Here is a 21,052-nt window from a genome sequence, read left to right as displayed (position 1 = left end):
AGATCATGAGAGAAAGAGATGATATGACCTTCCCGTTTTCCGAGTATCTGCGCCGTGTGAACGAGTTGCGAGAAAATATGGCTGAGCGTTTGTTGGATGTGGTCATTATTTCGGATGCGGAAAACATTCTGTATTTAACGGACTATCAAACCACTGGTTACTCCTTTTTTCAGGCTTTAGTGGTGCCGTTGGAAGGCGAACCGTTTATGGTGACCCGAAAGCTTGAGGAGTCAAATGTCATTCACCGTACTTGGGTTGAAATTTCCAGACCTTATCCTGATACTGGCGATGCGATTCAGATGCTGGTGAGTGCATTGGTGGAGTTTGGGTTCGCGGGTAAAACCATTGGATATGAACGTAACTCCTATTATTTCAGCGCGTACCATCAGGATGTTTTCAGAACCTCCTTTAAGCGTAGTCGTTTAATGGATTGTTTTGGTATTGTTGAGAAGAGCCGTGTCTGTAAGTCAGAGTATGAGTTGCAAGCGATGAAAAAAGCCGCCATTGCGACCAAAGCTGGGATGCTGGCCGGAATTGAAGCGGTGCAGGCTGGGGTCACTGAAAACGAAATTGGTGGCGCGATCAGTCAGGCCATGTTTGCTGTTGGCGGTGAGATACCTGCAGTCATGCCTTATGTCACATCAGGCCCGAGAACGATGATCGGTCACGCCTCCTGGGAGGGGCGAACGGTCCAGCCGGGTGAACATGTATTTTTAGAGGTCGCAGGTTGTTATCGCCGTTATCATACCGCGATGATGCGTACCGTGATTTGTGGTGAATTGTCAGAAAGCATGCTGGAAGCGCAAGATATCATGAAAAAAGCGCTGGCCGCTTTACGTGTAGAGCTAAGGCCAGGTTTGACGGTTTCTGATGTTGATAAATTGGTACGCAGTATCTTGCATGAAAATAATGTGGGGGCACGTTTGATTACCCGTTCAGGTTATTCAATTGGTATCGCCTTTCCACCGTCTTGGGACGAAGGGTATATTTTGAGTTTGCATCAAGGTCAATCGGATGTGCTGAAACCTGGAATGACATTTCATATTATTCCTTGGCTTTGGGGGGTTGATGGAGACAAAACTTGTGGTATTTCCGATACCTTCTATATTACGGAAGATGGCTGCGGCTCGTTCTTTGAAGATGTGGATCAGGACTTTGTGATTAAACCGGCTACCACTGAAAAATCGAAAGCTAAATCCGTTACGCCCATCAGTCGTCACAATGACGAAACGCAAGAGTCAACCGATAAAAAAACCAAATAGGGAACTTATGTTAATAGCAATCAACCCTTGCACAGGTCAAGAAGTGCACCGTTATCCGCCAATGGATGATTCACAACTTAACGAGGCGATTGAACAATCGGTTGACGCTTTTAAACGTTGGAAACTGACCGATTTCAATACCCGAAAACAACTGTTAAATCGCGTTGCAGAAAAAATGCGAGAAGATAAAGAGCGGCTTGCTCACCTCATGACCATTGAGATGGGAAAGCCGATTACTGAGTCCTATGGCGAGGTGGAAAAAGCTGCGTGGTGTGCAGAGCATTATGCTGAACATGGTGAAGCCTATCTGTCATCGATTGATTTGCCATCGGATGCTACACACAGTTATGTGCAACACCTGCCTCTAGGCACTATTCTGGGTATTTTGCCCTGGAATGCGCCTTTTTGGTTAGCCTTTCGGTTTTGTGCGCCGTCGATTATGGCGGGTAATACCTGTTTGATGAAGCATGACGAGCATGTTCCGGCTTGTGCGGAAGCGATTGCTGGATTATTTAGCGAAGTGAGTGCTGAGCTAGGATTGCCTCAGGGGATTATGCAGAACTTACCGATTCATCGAGCGCAAGTAGAAACGGTCATCAGACATGATGCTGTTAAAGCCGTTTCATTAACGGGTTCAAGTGGTGCAGGGAGTGCGGTTGCCTCACTCGCCGCATCACAAATCAAGCCGGCTGTATTGGAATTAGGTGGGTCTGATCCAAGTTTGGTTTTTGCTGATGCCGATATTGATGCGGCTGTAGAGGCGTTGGTTGTCTCTAGAATGATCAATGCAGGTCAGTCCTGTATCGCCGCTAAACGATTGATTGTTGTGGATGCGGTTTACGATGAATTTGTAGAGAAGTTTAAAGGTAAATTAGCGACGTTGAAAATGGGCAATCCTATCGAATTAACCACTCAAGTGGGTCCGATTGCGAGAGCAGATTTAAGAGAAGGGTTACACCGTCAAGTGCAGATGACCATTGAGCAAGGCGGTAAATGCCTATTAGGCGGTAAAATGCTGGATGGTCCCGGATTTTTTTATCCAGTGACCTTGTTGGTTGATGTCACGCCTGAGATGCAAGCATCCTGTGAAGAGACTTTTGGACCCATTGCCGTCGTCATGAAAGCGACGTCTGAAAAGCACGCTCTGAAAATTGCGAATGAGACACCTTATGGCTTGGCCGCTTCAATTTGGACGGCGGATGTTGGTAAGGCGGTTAAGTTGGCGCCGATGATTGAAGCTGGGCAAGTTGCCATCAATGGGTTGGTTAAAAGCGATCCCCGATTACCCAGTGGTGGTATTAAACGTTCAGGCTATGGCCGAGAATTGGGTCCGCACGGCATTAGGGAGTTTGTTAATATCCAACAGGTCTGGGTAGGTCCGAAAGTAGATGTTTAAAGTGAAGTATTTCCAATAAACTGGACACTTAGACTTTATGATAAAAAATGTAAGAGGGATCTTGAGTTTAAGGCTCTCTAATTTATTTTGCTTCCGAAAAAGTTTTAACTCAAAGAAACTCATGTACATTAGGAGATTATACGGACTACAATGTAAAAAACATGGCTCATGTTAGCCTGGAATCTGTAGCAACTGAATTGGACAAGGAGAAAATATATGCTCGTAACTTTTCGAACTGAAGCGCACGCCGGAATCACAATGTTTGGTGACGTTGCAAAACTCATGCTAAAAAAAATGGGGCATAATGCCACAATACCAGGTGCGGTCCTAGCTGAGGATGTACCTGCGGTGCTGAAACATTTAACAGATGCAATTGAAGCAGAGGGCGATGCAGACTTAAACACTGAGACTCAAAATAATGCTTGGGATGATCAGAGTGTCAGTCTGCAAAATCGTGCGATGCCTTTAATCGAATTATTAAAGGCCGCTTCTGATCAACACTGCAATGTTATGTGGGAAGAAGCTGGAGCGACTGAACCTGGCATTACGATTTAATAATACTGGTGAATGAGCGACACCTTAAACCCTAACCGCTTTATTAAAGGTGGGCAGGCTGAAGCGCGCAACTTAAATTAATATTATGTGTACTAATTCGTTGGAAGAAAAATGGCCACGAGGTTATTGATAGCAATATATATTGTGTCTCAACTGGTTTTTACCGTTGCGGCTCAAGCAAACGAAGTCAGCCCTTGGGGCGTTGCCGAAAAGTCAGATTTTAAATACAAGCCTCAAAAGGTACTGTATGACCTGACGACAGGTAATGAAAAGGACTTAATAAATATATTAGATAGAGTGAGTTTGTTATATAAACTATACGACTCAGACTTGTTTGATAGTTCAATTGTTATCATTATTCATGGTGATGCCATTCCCTTTTTTAGTATCGCTCACTCGGCTAATTTAGAGTTAATGAAAAGAGCGCATGCTCTTACCGTTGATGCACCGATAGAGTTTCGTATGTGTCAGGCCGCTGCTAAAGCAATGGGCTATAAACCAAGGGATATTCATGGTTTTGTTAAAATGGTGCCTATGGCTGACGCAGAGATTGTGAAGCTGCAACAGGAAGGGTATGCATACATGCAATAACAGGATCAAATGATCCACGTTCTCTTCACAATAAGCTCGTACCAAGAATCCTTAACTTATGTCGGACAACGTAAACAGATCGTGCGCGGCGATTAAACATGATTGGGATCAACATTGAAGTGAAACCCACTTCTCATTTTTATGTGACCCCAATGATTCTCTTCTGTTCAAATGTTCAACCTGAGTTCACCTGCTTATCCTCTTTAGAATTCAGTCAATATTACTGTCATCCCGTTCACGCATCAGCCAATACACCACCCCTAATGCTAATACTCCAACGGAAAGAGCGGCAATGGTCGATGCATCGGTTTTAGTGGTGTCCAGAATTATAAACTTTCGACCCAAAGCAAGTAGTGCGATTAGGATGACGGTTTTGACTTGAACAATGCTTTGCTGTCGCAAGGCGACACGAATAATTGAGTGCTTAAATTCCATCGCAATCAACACCGTCATGATCATGCCAAATAGCTTGTAAAAGTCCTGGGGATCTAATGGGTCAAACACCCCACTGAGTAAGAGTGGCAGAACTGAGTGCATCAGATGAAGCAAAGAGATGATAATGACAAGGGAGATAAAAAGCCCCAATATCAGCGCAATCACTTGTTCAAACTTTTCAAATACATTCATCGCAGACCACTCTGAACGAATCGTCATCCAGATAGATTTCGTATCCATAAATACTCTCCTATTCAAGAACAATAGATGGTACTTCCCTAAAGAAAAGGGTTAAGGTCTTAATTAGAACCTGTATTTTCAATAGAGGGGAGAGTGGAAAATTTCAAGAAAAATATTGTAAATTAGAGTGAATTAAAGGATTTAATTGAGCCCTTGAATAATGGGGAACAGAACACACAATTAACCATTTTGGCCAGGCCTGGTTACCTCAAAAATAACCAACTATTCAATGGGTTTTATTGATAGAAATGCATCACTTTACTTTATGATAGGATAGGATGGTGTTCATTGCCTAACGAGGTTAAATCGTTGATTTTTCTTAACTTCATAAGGCCTATATTAGGATGTCTAATAGTCTTTAGATCTAAATAATTAAGAGAGATTAAATGCGACAATTAATTGGTTGGATGATTGGACTGCCCATTGTTGTAACAATAATAAGTTTAGTTTTAAATGTATTTTTAGCGGGTCTTTTAGTCTTAACATACTCCTCTCTTACTCAAGAAAAAACGATAGCCACCATAAGGTTTAATCAGGTAGAAAATAAAGAGTATGTGTATATCGCACACATTTATGATGATACGGGTTCAGTGATTGATACTTGTGAAATCTACGGTGATCAATGGCGCATGGATGCGGTGTTCATTAAAATGGAATATTGGGCAAATATATTTGGCCTTGACTCAAAATATGCTTTGAATCGATTTGAGGGAAGATACAAAAATATCGATCAAGAAAACAACAGTGTGCACAAAGCATATCAACTGGAAAGCCAAGGAATCATCGATACATTCAGCTTTTTTGTTGATGCAACTTATGGCAGTTCGGTATATCAGGACATTAAGCTCAATACAGAATATACCGTCTTAAAGAGTCAAACAGGGTTGATGGTCAGAGAAAAGCATATAGAACAACCAGAAGAGAGCTTCTACGATAAGGCGACATCTTGGATTCGTTAAGTCAAATGAACCCGTTTATCTGGTGAAAATCAATCTACCCAGACCTATTGAACCGCGACTAAAAGGTCTATTTTTTTAAAAATAAACTCATTTTGATCTGTTTTGTACTCAAAAGAACCCCAAAAATCCGATTTTAAATGGTTAGATGTAGCTGTTTTTACTTTATTAATGATGTGTGTAACACCCCAGTTGTGATATTAACTTGTTGTTTTTAAAGTTTAATTAAGTGGTATCGATGGATTGCTATACTTGGTATAACAAAAATTAATGTTTAAATGCTCTCGTATTTTTAAAAAAACGTGTACTCTGGATTTTCGAAATTTGGTTACTAAAGTTGGTGAAAATCATGTTGTCAGAATTACAGTTTTCTAATAGTTCGTATATCCGCTTTTTTTCAGAAATCGGCATGGATGATATTCAACTCGTTGGCGGTAAAAATGCCTCATTAGGAGAAATGTATCAGAGCTTGATTCCTCAAGGCGTGCCTGTACCGAATGGATTTGCAATTACGTCAGAGTCCTACAATGCCATTCTTAAAGAGAATAATTTGTTGGAGAGACTGCATGCGATCCTTGACCCTTTGGAAGTTGATAATACACAAGACCTGCAAAAATGTGGTGCAGAAATAAGAGCACTCATCTACAAAGCAACGTTACCAGAGTCGCTTTATAACGAAATGGTATTGGCTTATGAAATGCTGACTCAGCCTCTCGGTCCCCACTTTTCTTTAGCGATAAGAAGTTCAGCCACGGCCGAAGATTTACCGACAGCAAGTTTTGCAGGACAGCAAGATTCGTATTTAAATGTTTCGGGTCTCGAAGAGTACATCGATGCTTGTAAGCAGTGTTTTGCAAGTTTGTTCAACGATCGTGCTATTCACTATCGTGTTGAACAAGGCTTTGATCACTTTGAAGTCTCTTTATCGGTGGGTGTCCAGCTTATGGTGCGCTCTGATTTAGCCTCTTCTGGTGTGATGTTCACGGTGGACACCGAAAGTGGATTTGAGGATGTTGTGTTGATCACGGGCGCTTATGGTTTAGGTGAAAACGTAGTGCAAGGCGCGATTGAACCTGATGAGTTCTATGTGCACAAACCAACGTTCAAAAAAGGTTACCGCAGTGTTTTAAGACGTCACCTAGGCTCTAAAAAGCTCAAAATGATTTACGCAACTGACCCTACAAGTAGTGAATCAATCGAGAACGTTCCAACACCTTTAGAGCAGCAGCACTCGTTTTGTATCTCTGATGAAGATGTGATGAAGTTAACTGACTATGCGATCAAAATTGAAGATTACTACAGTAAGCTTGCGCAAGTAAATCGCCCGATGGATATAGAGTGGGCTAAGGACGGTGAAACAGGTGAACTCTTTATTGTACAAGCGCGTCCAGAAACCGTCGTTTCTCAAAAACAGGGTGGGTTTTTAAAACAATATACGTTAGAAGAAAATCGTCCAATGCCTTTGGTTACAGGTCGAGCAGTGGGAAGCCGTGTCGCCAGCGGTAAAGCGAGGCTTGTTGAATCGGCAGAATTTCTGCATGAGTTTCAAGAAGGTGAGGTATTGGTGGCTGACATGACAACACCTGATTGGGAGCCGATTATGAAAAAAGCATCGGCATTAGTCACCAATCGGGGAGGACGTACCTGTCATGCCGCCATTATTGCTCGTGAACTTGGTATTCCGGCCGTGGTCGGAACTGAGAATGCGACCGACTTGATTAAAAACGGTGCAGAGTTAACGGTTTCTTGTATTGAGGGAGATGAAGGTCGGGTGTATGCCAAAACACTTGAATTTACAGAAAGTGAGGTCGATATTGGGCATTTAACGATGCCGAAAACAAAAGTGAAGATGAACTTGGGTAACCCTGAACAAGCATTCATCGTTAATCAAATACCGAATGATGGTGTGGGGTTGGCACGTATGGAGTTTATTATTAGTAATAGTATTAAAGTTCACCCTCAGGCGTTTATAAATCCAGAAAGAATCACGGATACTTCCACTCAGAAGTTGATTTCTGAACTTACGACAGGCTATGAAAGTGGTCGTGAATTTTTCATTGATAAGCTTGCAGAAGGCATTGCGAGCATTGCGGCAGGCTTTTACCCTAAAGAGGTGGTTTTAAGGCTGTCCGACTTTAAAACGAACGAGTACGCAACTCTAATTGGTGGAGATGTATTTGAGGAGAACGAAGAGAACCCTATGCTCGGTTTTAGGGGGGCCGCTCGATATAACGACCCTGAATGTAAAGCCAGTTTTGCCCTAGAGTGTGAAGCGGTGAAACGGGTTAGGGAGACGCTGGGTTTAGATAATGTAGTGATTATGATTCCATTTTGCCGTACGGTAGAAGAAGCGGCACTTGTTATGGAAAACTTAGCCGCAAATCATCTGGTACGGGGTGAAAACGGCTTGCAAGTCTATATGATGGTTGAGTTGCCAAGTAATGTTCTGCTGATAGATGAGTTTTCAGAATACTTTGATGGTTTCTCAATCGGCACCAACGATTTAACCCAGCTTGTTCTAGGCGTTGATCGCGACTCTCATAAGGTCGCGTTCGAGTACGATGAACGAAACCCTGCTGTGAAGAAAATGGTGAAAATGGCGATTGAAGGGGCTAAGCGTAATAATAAACCGATTGGTATTTGTGGGCAGGCTCCGTCAGATTATCCAGAATTTGCTGCGTTTTTAGTAGAGGAAGGTATCAGTTCAATGAGTTTGAATCCAGATTCGATTTTAGACACGATCCCTATCGTTTTGGAAGCAGAGGAAGCGCTTAAATGCTCTTAAAAAGTTGTTACCCTTTATGACGATTGGATGGAGGCAGCTTTAGGATGCTTATTCGTATCTCTTGTTGTGAATAGTTGAATTTAAGTAAGCTAAAACAATCTGACCAGGCCTGGTCAAATCAAAATAACCCGCTTAGCTGTTTTGTTAAGCGGGTTTTTTATTGGGTAATTATACGATATAGAGTTAAGTGATTTGGTGAGTTAAAAATGACGCTCCCTATTCAGTCTGTATCACTATAATATAGTGACCGTTCAGTGTTATTAAAGGATTTATTTGTGCGTCATTGGTTCTGTTTTATAGGTGTGCTCTTTTGTCTTTCTTCAGCACAGGCAAGTGATAGTTTCAATTTACCACTTGATTCAGGAGAAGAGGTCACTGTAAACGTGTATCCGGCGACTTTAGGTGTATCCGATCAGCCATTATTGATTTGGTTTACTGAAGGTTATGCCAGCCGAAAACCGTTTAAACAACTCATTTCTCAATTTAATGATTTAGGGTATGCGTTTTGGCAAATTGATTTATTGGACTCTTATTTTATTGAATCCTCGCCAACTAATGTCCGTGATCTAACGGGGGAAGGAGTGGCTGCCGTGTTGCAATACGCGAGTAAACAAGGCAAAGAATTTGTGCCGATCAGCACTGGACGGATGAGTTTAGTGTTGTTGCGGGGAAGCCGTTTATGGCAACTTGAGTATCATCCTGATAAGGGGATTGGTACGCTTAAGCAAGTGGTGACTTTTTTTCCAAATCTGTTTGATGCGCCCAAAAAAGCAGGCGATGCGCCCACCTTGTTCCCAATTGTCTCAGCCACCAGCTTGCCTATTCTTATTGTACAACCAACGCAAGGGACTTATAAATGGAAACTGCCGGAGGTTATAACGGCTTTAGAATCTTCACAAAGCCAAGTAGCAATTGCTTCTGTACCGAATGCAAGAGATGGGTATTTTTTAAGACGTGAGCCGACTGATTTTGAAAGAAAAGCAGGAGAGAACATTCCTGAGTGGTTTAAGAGTTGGTTAAAAGCGGGACAGGTTTCAGACCAAAAAATCTTTAAGCCCGTTAAAAACTTGGTCACAAAACAAGCAACAGTCAGTGTAAAAGGGTTGGTGTCCGTTGCTAAGCGCACGGCGCCTGACTTCGAATTAACCGATACGGCTGGCAATACCATTCATTTAAAAGAGAAACGAGGCAAGGTCATATTGCTTAATTTTTGGGCGAGCTGGTGCGGACCTTGTGTCAAAGAAATTCCCTCTATGAACCGTCTTGCAAAATCGTTTGATGCCGATAAATTTGAAATTGTATCGGTGAATTTTAAAGAGCGTCCTGAGACTATCTCTGCCTTTTTTAAGCGTGTGCAGGTGGATTTTCCGGTGTTAATGGATTTGGATGGAAAAATAGCAAACCAATATGAGATTTTTGCTTTTCCAAGTTCTTTTATTATTGATGCACAGGGCAAGTTACGTTATTCGGTGAATGCAGCCATTGAATGGGATGACCCACAAATTAAAGAACGCATCGATTCAATACTTAAGTAGATTTGATCATTAAGTTACTAACGTAAGGGAAGAGGGTCTCTTGAATTCAAGAATCAAGTACTACCCTATATTTCTTATTGATTGGTTGAGAGTTATATTAATTTGACCAGGCCTAGTCAAATTAATAAACCCACTTTACGCGGGTTTATTATTGATTTTATTACGTTATTTTTATATAGGGTGATTGGGTAGGTTTTACTTTGATCTTGACCCAATGATGACTCTTTCGTTCTAAATCACCCTAACGCTTTAGCCCATCAGTTGTTCGTTGATCGGCAATATCAGCACCAAATTAATTATGTATTAAGCTTTCTTTTCTCAAACAAACTTTTCAAAAGGTTTATCTACCGGTGTATTTGCAATACGATTAGTGTAGTTACTAATTACTTTTTGAGAGACGCCTAAGATAATTTCCAAGACTTGCTGCTCGCCATAACCCGCCGCATAGAATTGATCTAAATCTTCTTGTGATACATGTCCACGATTACGAACAATGGTTAATGTCATATCCAACAAAGCTTGTAATTTAGGTGTCGGCATGGATTCTTGATTACGTAATGCTTCCGTTAATGCGGGATCAACTTTCATAGAATGAGCAATGCCGGTATGCGCTGGCACACAGTAACGGCAACCGTGTTCTACATTGATGGCCTGCCAAACAACGGTCAATTCTTCAGCATCAAATGACGTATTCATAAAGAGCTGGTGTAGTGTTTGGTATGCCTTTAATGTTTGAGGTGAACCCGCTAATACACCATGCAGGTTTGGTAACATGCCATTTGTTTTTAGTGAGTTTTCTAATTCGGACTTGCTGGCTTCCGGTGCTGATTCAATGGTGTGGATCTTTAATGTTGTCATCTTTATTTCCTCAATTTATCGTTAATTTAGTTTACTATGGGTTTAAGGGGTTTTAGTTATTAACCATTAATCTAAAGCCAATTAGTAGCATGTTAACGGGTTATTTATCTTTGAAACTTTATTTTGTACCTATCGGTAAGCTTTGGTGTTTTTATTGTACCGATAGGTATATTAAAGTCAACACTGAATGAGTGAAAATATTTTTTGGATAAAACAGTTTGTTGAATTTAGAACGAATGCGGCTGTGAATAGAGTGTTAACACCTTAATGAGATTAATTAATAAAGAGATTTAGAATGAAGCAAGTGCTCGCCTTTGATGTTTACGGAACATTAATCAATACGCAGGGTGTTTTGGTGCTTTTAGAAAAAATGGTGGCCAAGAAAGCACTCTTGTTTTCCGAAATTTGGCGCTCAAAACAACTGGAGTACTCTTTTCGTCGTGGATTAATGAAGCGCTACGAAGGTTTTTCAGTCTGTACTAAAGAGGCTTTGGACTATACATGTGACATGTTAAAAATAGCGTTAACAAGTGAGCAGAAGAAACAGTTGTTAGAAAGCTATAAAACGCTCCCTGTATTTGATGATGTTGAAAAAGGGTTATCTCAACTTCAACGGAATTATCAACTGGTGGCTTTTTCAAATGGTGAGAAAGAGTCGGTAGAGAAGTTACTTAACAATGCCAATATTAGAAGCTATTTCAAGGATGTTGTGACGGCTGACGAAATTAAGACCTTTAAGCCCGATCCGGATATCTATCAGCACTTACTGAACAGAGCACACTCAAAAGCCAATCAGACGTGGCTCATATCAAGCAACCCCTTTGATGTCATTGGTGCAAAATCGTTTGGAATGAATGCGGTTTGGATCAAGCGGAGTCGTTCAGCCGTATATGATCCTTGGGGCATTGAACCTAATATTGTGATTAAGCGTTTAGATAACTTAAACCAACAGTTAAACAACCTTTAAACAAACTGACTAATGAAGCCCTATACCAGCAAGAATGCGATCGATGCTGTATTCCAGTGTTGATTTATCAATGCCGGAACGTGCCATTGAAGCCGTGCCTTTTAACATAGTGTATAAGGCTAAACCATTGGCTTGAGCATTTTTATTAAGCCCTAGCTCAATCGATTCTATATCACTCGTAAATAACTCTGTATACAGCTGAATTGGCATTACATCGGCTTCTTTAAGTATTGACTCTGCCTGCTCAGGAATATCACCACTTACAAGTTCTGACTGACATAATACTAGGTAGCAACCCTGTGCCTGTTCAGAATCACATTGCATAGTAACAATAGACATCATATGATTTTTCAAACGTTGCTTTAAGCTAACGTCTTCTTCAAATAGTAATTCAACATGAGGTTTCATTTTAGTTTCAATGTAACATTGCGTGGCTTTAATGAATAAAGACTCTTTATTACCAAAAGCACTGTACATGCTGGGTTTATTGATCCCCATACGCTTCGTTAAATCTGTAAGAGAAGCACCAACATAGCCTTTTTGCCAGAAGACATCCATTGCGGCATTTAAAGCCGTGTCTTCATCAAATGATTTTTTTCTTCCGCTGGACACAATGACTCCGTATTAAAATAGATAAGTAATTAATAAATTGTACCTAACGGTATAGTTTAAGTCAAAGGCGCGTTCAAAAATCAATTACTCAGACAGTCGTTCCCAGTAGACAGGACGGTTAGACTTTATCATAAAGCGCCATTTTACAATTTGAAGATGCTGCATCATGGATAAATGAATAGCTTCTTATTTTGGTTTAAAACACGTCAGTCTATTCAAATATGCTGCTTTGAACTTTTTCTTTTATAAGGCCACTGGTCTGATAGATCAACTTTCATTTGGGAAAATAGGATTCTACTTTTTTATTTTAAGGTTACCAGGTCTGGTTGTTTTTTAAAATAAAGAACCCTCTTAACAAGGCATGTTGAGCGGATTTTTTTGTTGAAGGAGAAAGGGGCACTTCAAACTTCTCACAAAAACGCATCTTATTTTAAATGTTGGTTAACGGTCATTTTTATAGGGGTGTAAATATTTTTAGTCTTAAAACCGGGGTTATAGATAGACAAACTACCGACTTTCAACGATATTGGCTTAGCTTAATTTAGCGATAACTCGCGAGACATTTTGAAAGAGGTTTTATATGCAAAAAAATAGATGGCTTATGGCCTTAGCTGCAGTCGGGGTCCATATTTGTATCGGTTCGGTATACGCGTGGAGTGTCTACGTTAATCCGATTAAAGAAGAGATGAACTGGACATTAACCGATGTCACGATCGCCTTTAGTATTGCGATTTTTTTCCTAGGTTTATCCGCCGCTTTAATGGGAAAGTTTGTTGAGAGGAATGGTCCAAAAGTAGCTGCTATTATTGCAGCCGTTTTGTTTGGTCTAGGGACAGCAGGGTCTGGTCTTGCTATCTTGATGGAATCGAAATTGCTTTTGTACTTCTTTTATGGCGTCATAGGAGGATGCGGACTGGGAATTGGATATATTGCGCCGGTTTCCACGTTGGTCAAATGGTTCCCGGACAAAAGAGGTTTAGCGACCGGTTTAGCGATTATGGGGTTTGGCTTTGCATCTGCTATATGGGGACCAACTATCAAAGTGTTAATCACTTCAATAGGGTTATCTTCAACATTTATTGTTTTGGGTGCGACTTATTTTGTCATCATGTTCGCTTCGGCACTTTATTTAGAAAAACCGGAAGAGGGCTATCTGCCTGAAGGGTTCAAGAAAAAGGTTGCCGCGGGCCATAAGACCATTAAACAAGATCTTGCCATGCTTGGTCTTGATGAAGCGGTCAAAACTCCCCGGTTCTATGGTTTATGGTTAATGCTATTTATTAACGTAACGTGCGGCATTGCGATTATTGGTGTGGCATCACCACTGTTACAAGAGGTGCTTGGACTTTCTGCAATTGCAGCTGCGGCAGCCGTTGGTTTAATGGGCATTTTCAATGGTGCAGGTAGACTTTTTTGGGCCTCGTTATCAGATTATCTAACGAGACCGATTGTCTATATCATTTTCTTTGCGACACAAGCCGTCGCGTTTTACATGTTGCCATCAATTACTGAAATAATCATTTTTCAGTTTATCTTATATTTCATTATGTCTTGTTACGGTGGCGGATTTGCGTCAATTCCAGCGTATATCGGAGATATATTTGGAACCAAAGAGTTGGGTGCGATCCATGGCTATATCCTAACAGCCTGGGCTGCAGCAGGTTTGGTTGGACCGCTTATTATTTCGATGGTCAAAGATGCAACTGGTTCTTATGCGGACACATTGTATGTGTTTTCAGGGTTCTTTATGATTGCGTTGGTGATCTCCATTGCTATGTTAATCAACATCAAATCGATCCAGAAAAAACAGCATAGAGCGCTGTAGATAAGGTTAGACAAGGTTGCGTCATTACACTGTTTTATGTGATGCGAGCCTAAGTTCGCTTAAACCATTTTAACCTGGTCTGATCTACCCACAAAAAACCCGCTTTTCAGCGGGTTTTTTGTGGGTGGAAAACAGGCTTTATACAGGATTGACATACGTAGTATGACTGGTTTAGGATATGTACGTATAGTTACCCAGCCTTCAGTAGGTTATGAAGTACGGTGTTTAACTGCGACCTCTTAGATTACAAAAGATAACACAAATTCAACTGGAGAATATAATGTCAAATAACGGTTACCAAGAACCAATAGAAGATTTAGCGGAAGAGACTCGAGATATGCATCGAGCAATTGTGTCATTAACGGAAGAGTTAGAAGCAATTGATTTGTATAATCAAAGAGTGGATGCGTGCAAGGATGGTGAGTTAAAAGCCATTCTTGTGCACAACCGAGATGAAGAAAAAGAGCATGCTGCGATGATTTTAGAGTGGATAAGAAGAAAAGATTCCGCGATGGATAAAGAATTAAAAGATTATCTTTTTACCAAAAAAACGATTGCTTACAAATAGAGATGGTTGAACAAGGTTTAACTTAGGCGAGACTAAAAACAGGCGCCGCTCATTAATGAATCACGTTATGTGACAACAACACCTTCGATGCGTCATTGTAAATGTACACATATAGCTCAAATTATGGGGGGGGTAGAATACATTAAAGCGTCTTTTAGACGGTCTGGTTATTTACCCGGAGGTATTTGCTGGAAGGTTTCGTCAAGTAAGACTAATTGCTTATTTATTACAAATAAATTATGATAAAAATGACGTACATGAAAGATGTATTAAATTAAAATTAAGTGGAGGTATTCCAAAATGCGCACAAAAATACTTGCAGTAAGCTTGTTTACGTTCCTAATAGCCGGTTGTGCCGGCAATCCTAATAGTTCGCAAGCCATGCAATGCGAAAATGGTCTGAAAGTGGCCTATGAAGAGCTTGATTTTGCTAAGGCACACGGTTTCGATGGAACGGTGGAATATACCAAAGCCGCCAGCCTGTTAGGGGCCGCAAAAGTCCAACAACAGTTCGATAAATATCCAAACTGTATCGATAAGGTTGAACGCGCCCGCACCTATATCAAAGCGTCACAGCATTAAACCATTAAGATCCCTATAAAAGCGAGAGACGTTATTCTTATCTTCTTAACGTCTCTCTTTTCTAGCGCTTTTAAAAGTAGACAAACACGATTTCTTACAGAGTTGCCAACGAACTAAATTCTGTTGGATAGTTCTCTGACTTCATTATGTATTTTCGCTCAGATTGTAAATTGACCAGGCCTGGTCGATTCAACTCAATGGCATAGTTAATTAAAAGCCATAACACTAAATAGATTCTGGGATTTTTCTTCTCAGAGTTTTGAGGCATCACCCTCAATATCCATTTATATATAAAGTCAGTTAAACTAGAAAAGTTCTATATCTTCGTCAGTATTATGAACTTCAACGCGGTTACGACCATTCTGTTTTGCTTTATATAACGCTTCATCAGCATACTTATATATTTCTTCAATAATATAGGACTGTTTTGGTTCTAGGACCATAAGTCCCATTGACAAAGTGAGTCTTTGAAAAGGGGGATTTCCAGAATGTTCTATATTACAGTCAAAGATAGCTTGTCTACATTTCTCACTGACGAGGAAGGCTTGCTCTTGATCCATGGCCCTAAACAGAACCGCAAACTCTTCACCACCCAGTCTAAAAACGTAATCGCCTGCGCGTTTAAAAACAGATTTAGTGGATGAAACAATGGTTTTAAGAACTTCATCACCGGCTGGGTGTCCATAGGTGTCATTGTATTTTTTGAAATTGTCTGCATCCATCATTAAGAAACATAGGTAACGGCCATCGCGTTTTGCGCGATCAATTTCAGGTTGAAGAACTTGATTGTAATAACGTCGATTGTGAGCACCTGTAAGCTCATCCGTCACGGTGAGACTCTCAATGTACTTATGGTCTGTAATATCCTGTCTAACGGCTAGATAGCCTGTAATTTCGTCACTCTCATCTATAATGGGATCTATGTGAACATTCACCCAGTAAGCATCACCATTTTTCTTTTTATTTTTAACTTCGCCTTCCCAAGTTTCCCCAGATTGAATTGTTTTCCAAAGGTCTTGATAGAGTTCTGATGGCATGTCTGGATGACGTAGCAGGCTGTGGTTTTGGCCAATGAGTTCGTGTTCTTCATAACCAGAAATTTTACAGAAGGCTTGACTGACACTTGTGATGTTGCCTTGTAGGTCAGAAGTGGAGGTAATAACATATTGGTTAATGGTATCGGAATAGCGATGAATTTCATCGAGCAATGATTCGAGCTCACTAATGAGTTTTTTACCATCTACATGTTTATCTTTATGCATAATTGACTTTGCTTATTTTTTTGGAATTATAACGTAAGTGGTGTCGATAAAGTATCCGTATTTAGTTGTAGGTTAATGACTTAAGCCATCATCAATCTCTTGAATAAACATCGAATTAAGTGGATCTAACTAGACTAGAGCTAGCGGATGAGAGAAGAGTGAAAAGCCCACATAGAGTGGACTTTTTTTGGCTTTTACTGCGGATCATTTAATGAAATGGTTGGACCAAATACTTCGTAGTGTAAATGATTCTCTGAATGGCCTAATTCACCACATAATGTATTAACTGCACTCATAAAGTTTTTAGGACCACAAAAATAAATATCGGCAGAGGCCGGTAGCCATTTTTGCATGACATTTTTGTCCAAATATCCCTTATGATCTGCGCCTTCATCTGTTTGGTATGCCACATAATAGTTAAAGCCGTGTTCTTTTTGTAAGGCCGTTAGACTTTCAGCCATAATTTGGTTTGACTTATCTTTACTGCATTGAATAAAGGTCAGTTTATTAGCAGGCGTTTGTTTTAATTGATCTAAGAGCATGCTTAAAACGGGGGTGATGCCCACGCCACCTGCAATAAATACTTTATCTAAATCATTGTCTTTTAAGACAAAGTCTCCAGTAGGCGGCTGTATCCAAAGAGAGTTGCCAATTTGTGCTTTATGCAGGTAGTTTGAAACAACCCCTGGTAGGTCTTTATTTAACGCTTCTGATTTAATCGTAATACGGAAGTAGTTGTCACCTGGTGCATTAGAGAGTGAATATTGACGAATTTCTTCGTAGTCTGTTTCGTTAGGCTTAACCTTAACACCAATGTATTGTCCAGCCTGAAACATAGGTAAGCTTTGATTATCTTTGGGAAACAGGTAAAACGAACGAACACCTTGAGCTTCTGTTTGAATGTCTGTAATGACAAACTCCTTAAACCCACGCCAGCCACCTGGTTTTTGCTCATTATCGGTGTAAATTTTTTCTTCGGTCGTCACAAATATGTTCGCTAAAAACCCATAAGCTTCTTCCCACGCTTTAATGATCGTGTGGTCTGCTGGGAGAGACAGGTGGTCTTGAACAGCTTCAAGTAAATATTTACCGACAATAGGGTAGTGCTCTGGTTGAATTTGTAAACTAGCATGCTTATTAGCAATGCGACTGACCATTGGTCCAAGCGCTTCCAACTGATCAATGTGACTCGCATACATAAAGACTGAGGTTGCCAGTGCCTTTGATTGCTCACCTTTGGCTTGGTTGGCCATATTAAACGTGTTTTGTAATTCAGGATGGTTGGCAAACAGTTTTTGGTAGAACAAAGTAGTGATGGCTTCGCCATGCTCTGCAAGGACAGGTGCGGTTTCTTTAACGGTTTTAATAACGTGTTCACTTAACATAATAGACAAGTTCCTTTTAGGGTAATAGTTTTGTGGAGAATTATAACATGCATGTAAAATGAATGTTTAATGATTCATATTATTTGCATATTTGTACGAATGTCAAATATAATAAGTCCCTATATTAGGAGGGGACATGCAGTTAACTAAACATACCGATTTTGCATTTCGTGTATTGATCTATCTTGGATCACAAAAAACCGGTGAGTTGTCTCATATACAAACGATAGCAGAAACATTCACTATGTCGCGTAGTCACATTATGAAAATTGTGCAAAAATTGGTGGCCCATGGGATCATTAAATCGGTACGGGGTCAAAGTGGGGGAATTATATTAGCGCAACCGATGCATGAGATTAATCTACGTAAAATTGTAGAGCTTATGGAGCACACGTTAAATCCAGTCAATTGTGATGAACCCGTCTGCTTAATTAACAAAAGTTGCCAATTAAAGAGTGTTCTTCAAGGTGCACAGTTAGCCTTCTTGAACCATTTGGGGCAATTTACGCTTGCAGATATCGTGACAACGTCAGTGCGTACTGAGGTGTTTTGGGATGTTCTGAAATCGTAAAAAGAAGAGGACTGTTTTTTATGGGATGTGGGGTTAAACAATAGAGAATAATAAAAGGACCGCTTGTGAAAACTCGGTCCTTTTTGTTGATTGTTTAAGAATTGAGGTGCATTAAGCTATAGATCAAAACGATCTAGGTGCATAACTTTATGCCAGGCAGCAATAAAATCTTTCACAAATTTGGCTTGCGCGTCTGCACTGCCATAGACTTCTGATAAGGCACGCAGTTCTGAATTTGAACCGAAGATGAGGTCAACTCGAGTCGCTGTCCATTTTAGGTTACCAGTCTTTCGGTCACGCCCTTCAAAAGTTATTTCTTCCTCGGAAGTCGCTTTCCATTCAGTGTTCATATCCAATAAATTAACAAAAAAATCATTGGTTAAGGCACCGGGTTGGTTCGTGAACACGCCGTGTTGACTCTGTTTCACATTGGTATTCATGACGCGCATGCCACCGATCAATACCGTCATTTCAGGAACGGTAAGCGTCAACAGTTGCGCTTTGTCTACAAGCAGCTCTTCGGCCGAAATGGTGTAATGCATTTTTTGGTAATTGCGGAAGCCATCGGCCATGGGCTCCAGTGCATCAAACGCTTCAATATCTGTTTGTTCTTGAGAAGCGTCCATACGACCAGGGGTAAAGGGTACAGTTACTTTAAGGCCAGCTTCTTGGGCCGCTTGTTCTATGGCGGCACAGCCAGCGAGTACAATTAAGTCCGCCATGGATACTTGATTTCCGCCTCGTTGGAAGTCGTTTTGAATTCCTTTAAGGGTATTCAGTACCTTGGTCAGTTGTGTGGGTTCATTGACCTCCCAGTTGTTTTGCGGAGCTAGACAAATGCGTGCGCCATTGGCGCCACCACGTAAATCCGAACCACGGAAGGTGGACGCGGATGCCCAAGCGGTCGACACCATTTCGGATGTGGATAAGCCTGAATGGCGCAAAGTGGATTTGAGTGCGGCTATATGCCCATTATTCATAAGGGGATGATTCACGTCCGGAATCGGGTCTTGCCAGATAAGTTCCTCGTTCGGCACTTCTTCACCCAAATAGCGAGTAATCGGCCCCATATCTCTGTGGGTGAGTTTGAACCAGGCACGAGCAAAGGCGTCGGCAAACTCGGCTGGATTTTGATGGAAACGTTTGGCAATCGGAGCGTAAACGGGGTCCATTCGCATTGACATATCCGCGGTGGTCATAATAATAGGCACTCGTTTAGAGAGGTCGTCTGCAGCAGGTGCTTGGTTGGTGGCTGTTGTTTCAGTCGGAGTCCATTGCCACGCGCCAGCCGGGCTTTTGCTCAACTCCCATTCGTTGCCGAACAGCATATCTAGGTAACTGTTGTCCCATTTTGTGGGCGTCGGTGTCCATGCGCCTTCGATGCCACTGCTGATGGTGTCCCCCCCTTTACCACTTGCGTAACTACTTTTCCAGCCGAAGCCTTGTTGCGCGATGCTTGCCGCTTCGGGTTCTGGACCAACCAGTGCAGCATCGCCAGCACCATGACATTTCCCAAAAGTATGACCGCCACAGGTGAGGGCTACGGTTTCTTCATCGTTCATAGCCATTCGTGCAAAAGTTTCGCGTACGTCTTGTCCTGATCCAATTGGGTCTGGTTGGCCATTCGGACCTTCTGGATTGACGTAAATTAACCCCATCTGTACCGCAGCTAATGGGTCTTCGAGTTCTCGCTCACCCGTGTAGCGTTTGTCGTCCAACCAGGTCTTTTCACTGCCCCAATAAACATCCTCTTCGGGTTCCCAAATATCAACGCGACCACCTCCGTAACCAAAGGTTTTAAACCCCATGGATTCAAGAGCGACGTTCCCTGTGAGTACCATCAGGTCAGCCCATGAAATTTTATGGCCATATTTCTGTTTAATAGGCCAAAGGAGTCTGCGGGCCTTGTCTAGATTAACGTTGTCTGGCCAGCTATTGAGTGGTGCAAAACGTTGGTTACCACTGCCCGCTCCTCCGCGACCATCACCCATTCGATAGGTACCCGCGCTATGCCAAGCCATCCTAATAAAGAAGGGGCCGTAGTGACCGTAATCGGCAGGCCACCAGTCTTGAGAGTCCGTCATAAGATGATTAAGATCTTGTTTTATGGCTTGCAAATCAAGTGATTTGAACGCTTCGGCATAGTCGAAATCACTGCCCATTGGGTTGGATTTAGAAGCGTGTTGGCGAAGAATGTTGAGGGGTAGCTTGTTTGGCCACCAGTCTCTATTAGTGGTACTTTCATGTGCAACGTGATGAAACGGACATTTACTTTCAGACATGTCATTATATCCTTTGATCATTAAACAGTTAATTACCAACTTTAGTTATAAGTAATTTATTCGTAATTTACCAATAGTATTTACAAATCGTTATGTTAGTTTTTATTAATGACCCTAGTTTTAAAGGTGTAGCTCATGCAGCTCATGCAGCGCTTGTAAAGTAAGGTATGGTGCATTTTTGTTTAAAAAAAAATAAGTACCAAACGGGAATGCTTGCCCTTTTTATTCCATAATAATGGAAGTCAAAGTGTAATAAAGACATCTCTAAACAGCCAGGTTTGGTCTTCTTGATTAAAACGGTTAAATAATTGCGTAGTATGACTTATATTTTGACGGATTCTATGCGTAATTATATTAATTTTTAAACAAAGGTTGGCAGTTGGTG

General features: G+C 41.2%; 19 protein-coding genes. 12 read left to right on the top strand and 7 right to left on the bottom strand.

Annotated features, from left to right (window positions below):
* Positions 1 to 5: 5 nt before the first annotated feature.
* From doeA to F612_RS0104065, 4 genes are all read left to right on the top strand, one after another.
* Positions 6 to 1,262, top strand: a complete 1,257-nt coding sequence (gene doeA, locus F612_RS0104080) for an ectoine hydrolase (protein ID WP_019556478.1) — start codon at positions 6 to 8, stop codon at positions 1,260 to 1,262.
* A 7-nt stretch (positions 1,263 to 1,269) separates the two neighbouring features.
* Positions 1,270 to 2,658, top strand: a complete 1,389-nt coding sequence (locus F612_RS0104075; RefSeq protein WP_019556477.1) for an NAD-dependent succinate-semialdehyde dehydrogenase — start codon at positions 1,270 to 1,272, stop codon at positions 2,656 to 2,658.
* 216 nt (positions 2,659 to 2,874) lie between these two features.
* Positions 2,875 to 3,213, top strand: a complete 339-nt coding sequence (locus tag F612_RS0104070) for a DUF1840 domain-containing protein (RefSeq protein ID WP_019556476.1) — start codon at positions 2,875 to 2,877, stop codon at positions 3,211 to 3,213.
* 144 nt (positions 3,214 to 3,357) lie between these two features.
* Positions 3,358 to 3,804 carry a DsrE family protein gene (locus F612_RS0104065; protein ID WP_211209471.1) on the top strand — a complete coding sequence of 149 codons (447 nt, stop codon included), beginning with the start codon at positions 3,358 to 3,360 and terminating at the stop codon, positions 3,802 to 3,804.
* 210 nt (positions 3,805 to 4,014) lie between these two features.
* Here F612_RS0104065 and F612_RS0104060 read toward each other — a convergent pair whose 3' ends face one another.
* Entirely contained in the window at positions 4,015 to 4,479 is a 465-nt protein-coding gene (locus F612_RS0104060) for a phosphate-starvation-inducible PsiE family protein (protein ID WP_019556474.1), read from the bottom strand.
* Positions 4,480 to 4,865: 386 nt separating this feature from the next.
* Between F612_RS0104060 and F612_RS0104055 the strand changes: the two genes are divergently transcribed.
* The 3 genes from F612_RS0104055 to F612_RS12155 all read left to right on the top strand — a co-directional run bounded on the left by F612_RS0104055 (position 4,866) and on the right by F612_RS12155 (position 9,755).
* Positions 4,866 to 5,438: a hypothetical protein gene (locus F612_RS0104055; protein ID WP_019556473.1), complete on the top strand. Its 573-nt coding sequence runs from the start codon at positions 4,866 to 4,868 to the stop codon at positions 5,436 to 5,438.
* A gap of 346 nt (positions 5,439 to 5,784) precedes the next feature.
* The gene (gene ppsA, locus F612_RS0104050; protein WP_019556472.1) at positions 5,785 to 8,220 is read left to right on the top strand and encodes a phosphoenolpyruvate synthase; all 2,436 of its coding nucleotides are present in this window, start codon (positions 5,785 to 5,787) and stop codon (positions 8,218 to 8,220) included.
* Positions 8,221 to 8,495: 275 nt separating this feature from the next.
* Positions 8,496 to 9,755 carry a TlpA family protein disulfide reductase gene (locus F612_RS12155; RefSeq protein WP_019556471.1) on the top strand — a complete coding sequence of 420 codons (1,260 nt, stop codon included), beginning with the start codon at positions 8,496 to 8,498 and terminating at the stop codon, positions 9,753 to 9,755.
* A 318-nt stretch (positions 9,756 to 10,073) separates the two neighbouring features.
* Here F612_RS12155 and F612_RS0104040 read toward each other — a convergent pair whose 3' ends face one another.
* Positions 10,074 to 10,613, bottom strand: a complete 540-nt coding sequence (locus F612_RS0104040; RefSeq protein WP_019556470.1) for a carboxymuconolactone decarboxylase family protein — start codon at positions 10,611 to 10,613, stop codon at positions 10,074 to 10,076.
* A 295-nt stretch (positions 10,614 to 10,908) separates the two neighbouring features.
* Here F612_RS0104040 and F612_RS0104035 point away from each other — a divergent pair, with 295 nt between their 5' ends.
* Positions 10,909 to 11,580: a haloacid dehalogenase type II gene (locus F612_RS0104035; RefSeq protein WP_019556469.1), complete on the top strand. Its 672-nt coding sequence runs from the start codon at positions 10,909 to 10,911 to the stop codon at positions 11,578 to 11,580.
* Between the two features lie 9 nt (positions 11,581 to 11,589).
* On the opposite strand, the gene F612_RS0104030 is transcribed toward F612_RS0104035, so the two are convergent.
* Complete coding sequence (locus tag F612_RS0104030) at positions 11,590 to 12,192, bottom strand: TetR/AcrR family transcriptional regulator (RefSeq protein ID WP_019556468.1); 603 nt, start codon at positions 12,190 to 12,192, stop codon at positions 11,590 to 11,592.
* A gap of 580 nt (positions 12,193 to 12,772) precedes the next feature.
* Here F612_RS0104030 and F612_RS0104025 point away from each other — a divergent pair.
* The 3 genes from F612_RS0104025 to F612_RS0104015 all read left to right on the top strand — a co-directional run bounded on the left by F612_RS0104025 (position 12,773) and on the right by F612_RS0104015 (position 15,167).
* Positions 12,773 to 14,017 (top strand): L-lactate MFS transporter, encoded by a 1,245-nt coding sequence (locus tag F612_RS0104025; protein WP_019556467.1) that lies wholly within the window; start codon positions 12,773 to 12,775, stop codon positions 14,015 to 14,017.
* A 280-nt stretch (positions 14,018 to 14,297) separates the two neighbouring features.
* The gene (locus tag F612_RS0104020; protein ID WP_019556466.1) at positions 14,298 to 14,585 is read left to right on the top strand and encodes an encapsulin-associated ferritin-like protein; all 288 of its coding nucleotides are present in this window, start codon (positions 14,298 to 14,300) and stop codon (positions 14,583 to 14,585) included.
* A 300-nt stretch (positions 14,586 to 14,885) separates the two neighbouring features.
* Positions 14,886 to 15,167: a hypothetical protein gene (locus tag F612_RS0104015; RefSeq protein WP_019556465.1), complete on the top strand. Its 282-nt coding sequence runs from the start codon at positions 14,886 to 14,888 to the stop codon at positions 15,165 to 15,167.
* 94 nt (positions 15,168 to 15,261) lie between these two features.
* Here the strand turns inward: F612_RS0104015 and F612_RS13190 are convergent, their stop codons facing one another.
* The 3 genes from F612_RS13190 to hmpA all read right to left on the bottom strand — a co-directional run bounded on the left by F612_RS13190 (position 15,262) and on the right by hmpA (position 17,814).
* Positions 15,262 to 15,435 carry a hypothetical protein gene (locus F612_RS13190; RefSeq protein WP_157760449.1) on the bottom strand — a complete coding sequence of 58 codons (174 nt, stop codon included), beginning with the start codon at positions 15,433 to 15,435 and terminating at the stop codon, positions 15,262 to 15,264.
* 37 nt (positions 15,436 to 15,472) lie between these two features.
* Complete coding sequence (locus F612_RS12150) at positions 15,473 to 16,429, bottom strand: sensor domain-containing diguanylate cyclase (protein ID WP_019556464.1); 957 nt, start codon at positions 16,427 to 16,429, stop codon at positions 15,473 to 15,475.
* A gap of 194 nt (positions 16,430 to 16,623) precedes the next feature.
* The gene (gene hmpA, locus F612_RS0104005) at positions 16,624 to 17,814 is read right to left on the bottom strand and encodes an NO-inducible flavohemoprotein (RefSeq protein WP_019556463.1); all 1,191 of its coding nucleotides are present in this window, start codon (positions 17,812 to 17,814) and stop codon (positions 16,624 to 16,626) included.
* 136 nt (positions 17,815 to 17,950) lie between these two features.
* Here hmpA and F612_RS0104000 point away from each other — a divergent pair, with 136 nt between their 5' ends.
* Positions 17,951 to 18,385: an RrF2 family transcriptional regulator gene (locus tag F612_RS0104000; protein WP_019556462.1), complete on the top strand. Its 435-nt coding sequence runs from the start codon at positions 17,951 to 17,953 to the stop codon at positions 18,383 to 18,385.
* A 116-nt stretch (positions 18,386 to 18,501) separates the two neighbouring features.
* Here the strand turns inward: F612_RS0104000 and katG are convergent, their stop codons facing one another.
* Positions 18,502 to 20,667, bottom strand: a complete 2,166-nt coding sequence (gene katG, locus F612_RS0103995; RefSeq protein ID WP_019556461.1) for a catalase/peroxidase HPI — start codon at positions 20,665 to 20,667, stop codon at positions 18,502 to 18,504.
* Between the last annotated feature and the right edge of the window lie 385 nt (positions 20,668 to 21,052).

Source organism: Thiomicrorhabdus arctica DSM 13458 (assembly GCF_000381085.1).
Taxonomy (GTDB): Bacteria; Pseudomonadota; Gammaproteobacteria; order Thiomicrospirales; family Thiomicrospiraceae; genus Thiomicrorhabdus; species Thiomicrorhabdus arctica.
This window is presented reverse-complemented; position numbering and strand designations above follow the sequence as displayed.

Coding starts and splice junctions, on each gene's coding strand:
- doeA (WP_019556478.1), top strand. CDS start 6: ATGAGAGAAAGAGATGATATGACCTTCCCGTTTTCCGAGTATCTGCGC.
- F612_RS0104075 (WP_019556477.1), top strand. CDS start 1,270: ATGTTAATAGCAATCAACCCTTGCACAGGTCAAGAAGTGCACCGTTAT.
- F612_RS0104070 (WP_019556476.1), top strand. CDS start 2,875: ATGCTCGTAACTTTTCGAACTGAAGCGCACGCCGGAATCACAATGTTT.
- F612_RS0104060 (WP_019556474.1), bottom strand. CDS start 4,479: ATGGATACGAAATCTATCTGGATGACGATTCGTTCAGAGTGGTCTGCG.
- F612_RS0104055 (WP_019556473.1), top strand. CDS start 4,866: ATGCGACAATTAATTGGTTGGATGATTGGACTGCCCATTGTTGTAACA.
- ppsA (WP_019556472.1), top strand. CDS start 5,785: ATGTTGTCAGAATTACAGTTTTCTAATAGTTCGTATATCCGCTTTTTT.
- F612_RS0104040 (WP_019556470.1), bottom strand. CDS start 10,613: ATGACAACATTAAAGATCCACACCATTGAATCAGCACCGGAAGCCAGC.
- F612_RS0104035 (WP_019556469.1), top strand. CDS start 10,909: ATGAAGCAAGTGCTCGCCTTTGATGTTTACGGAACATTAATCAATACG.
- F612_RS0104025 (WP_019556467.1), top strand. CDS start 12,773: ATGCAAAAAAATAGATGGCTTATGGCCTTAGCTGCAGTCGGGGTCCAT.
- F612_RS0104020 (WP_019556466.1), top strand. CDS start 14,298: ATGTCAAATAACGGTTACCAAGAACCAATAGAAGATTTAGCGGAAGAG.
- F612_RS0104015 (WP_019556465.1), top strand. CDS start 14,886: ATGCGCACAAAAATACTTGCAGTAAGCTTGTTTACGTTCCTAATAGCC.
- F612_RS13190 (WP_157760449.1), bottom strand. CDS start 15,435: ATGCCTCAAAACTCTGAGAAGAAAAATCCCAGAATCTATTTAGTGTTA.
- F612_RS12150 (WP_019556464.1), bottom strand. CDS start 16,429: ATGCATAAAGATAAACATGTAGATGGTAAAAAACTCATTAGTGAGCTC.
- hmpA (WP_019556463.1), bottom strand. CDS start 17,814: ATGTTAAGTGAACACGTTATTAAAACCGTTAAAGAAACCGCACCTGTC.
- F612_RS0104000 (WP_019556462.1), top strand. CDS start 17,951: ATGCAGTTAACTAAACATACCGATTTTGCATTTCGTGTATTGATCTAT.
- katG (WP_019556461.1), bottom strand. CDS start 20,667: ATGTCTGAAAGTAAATGTCCGTTTCATCACGTTGCACATGAAAGTACC.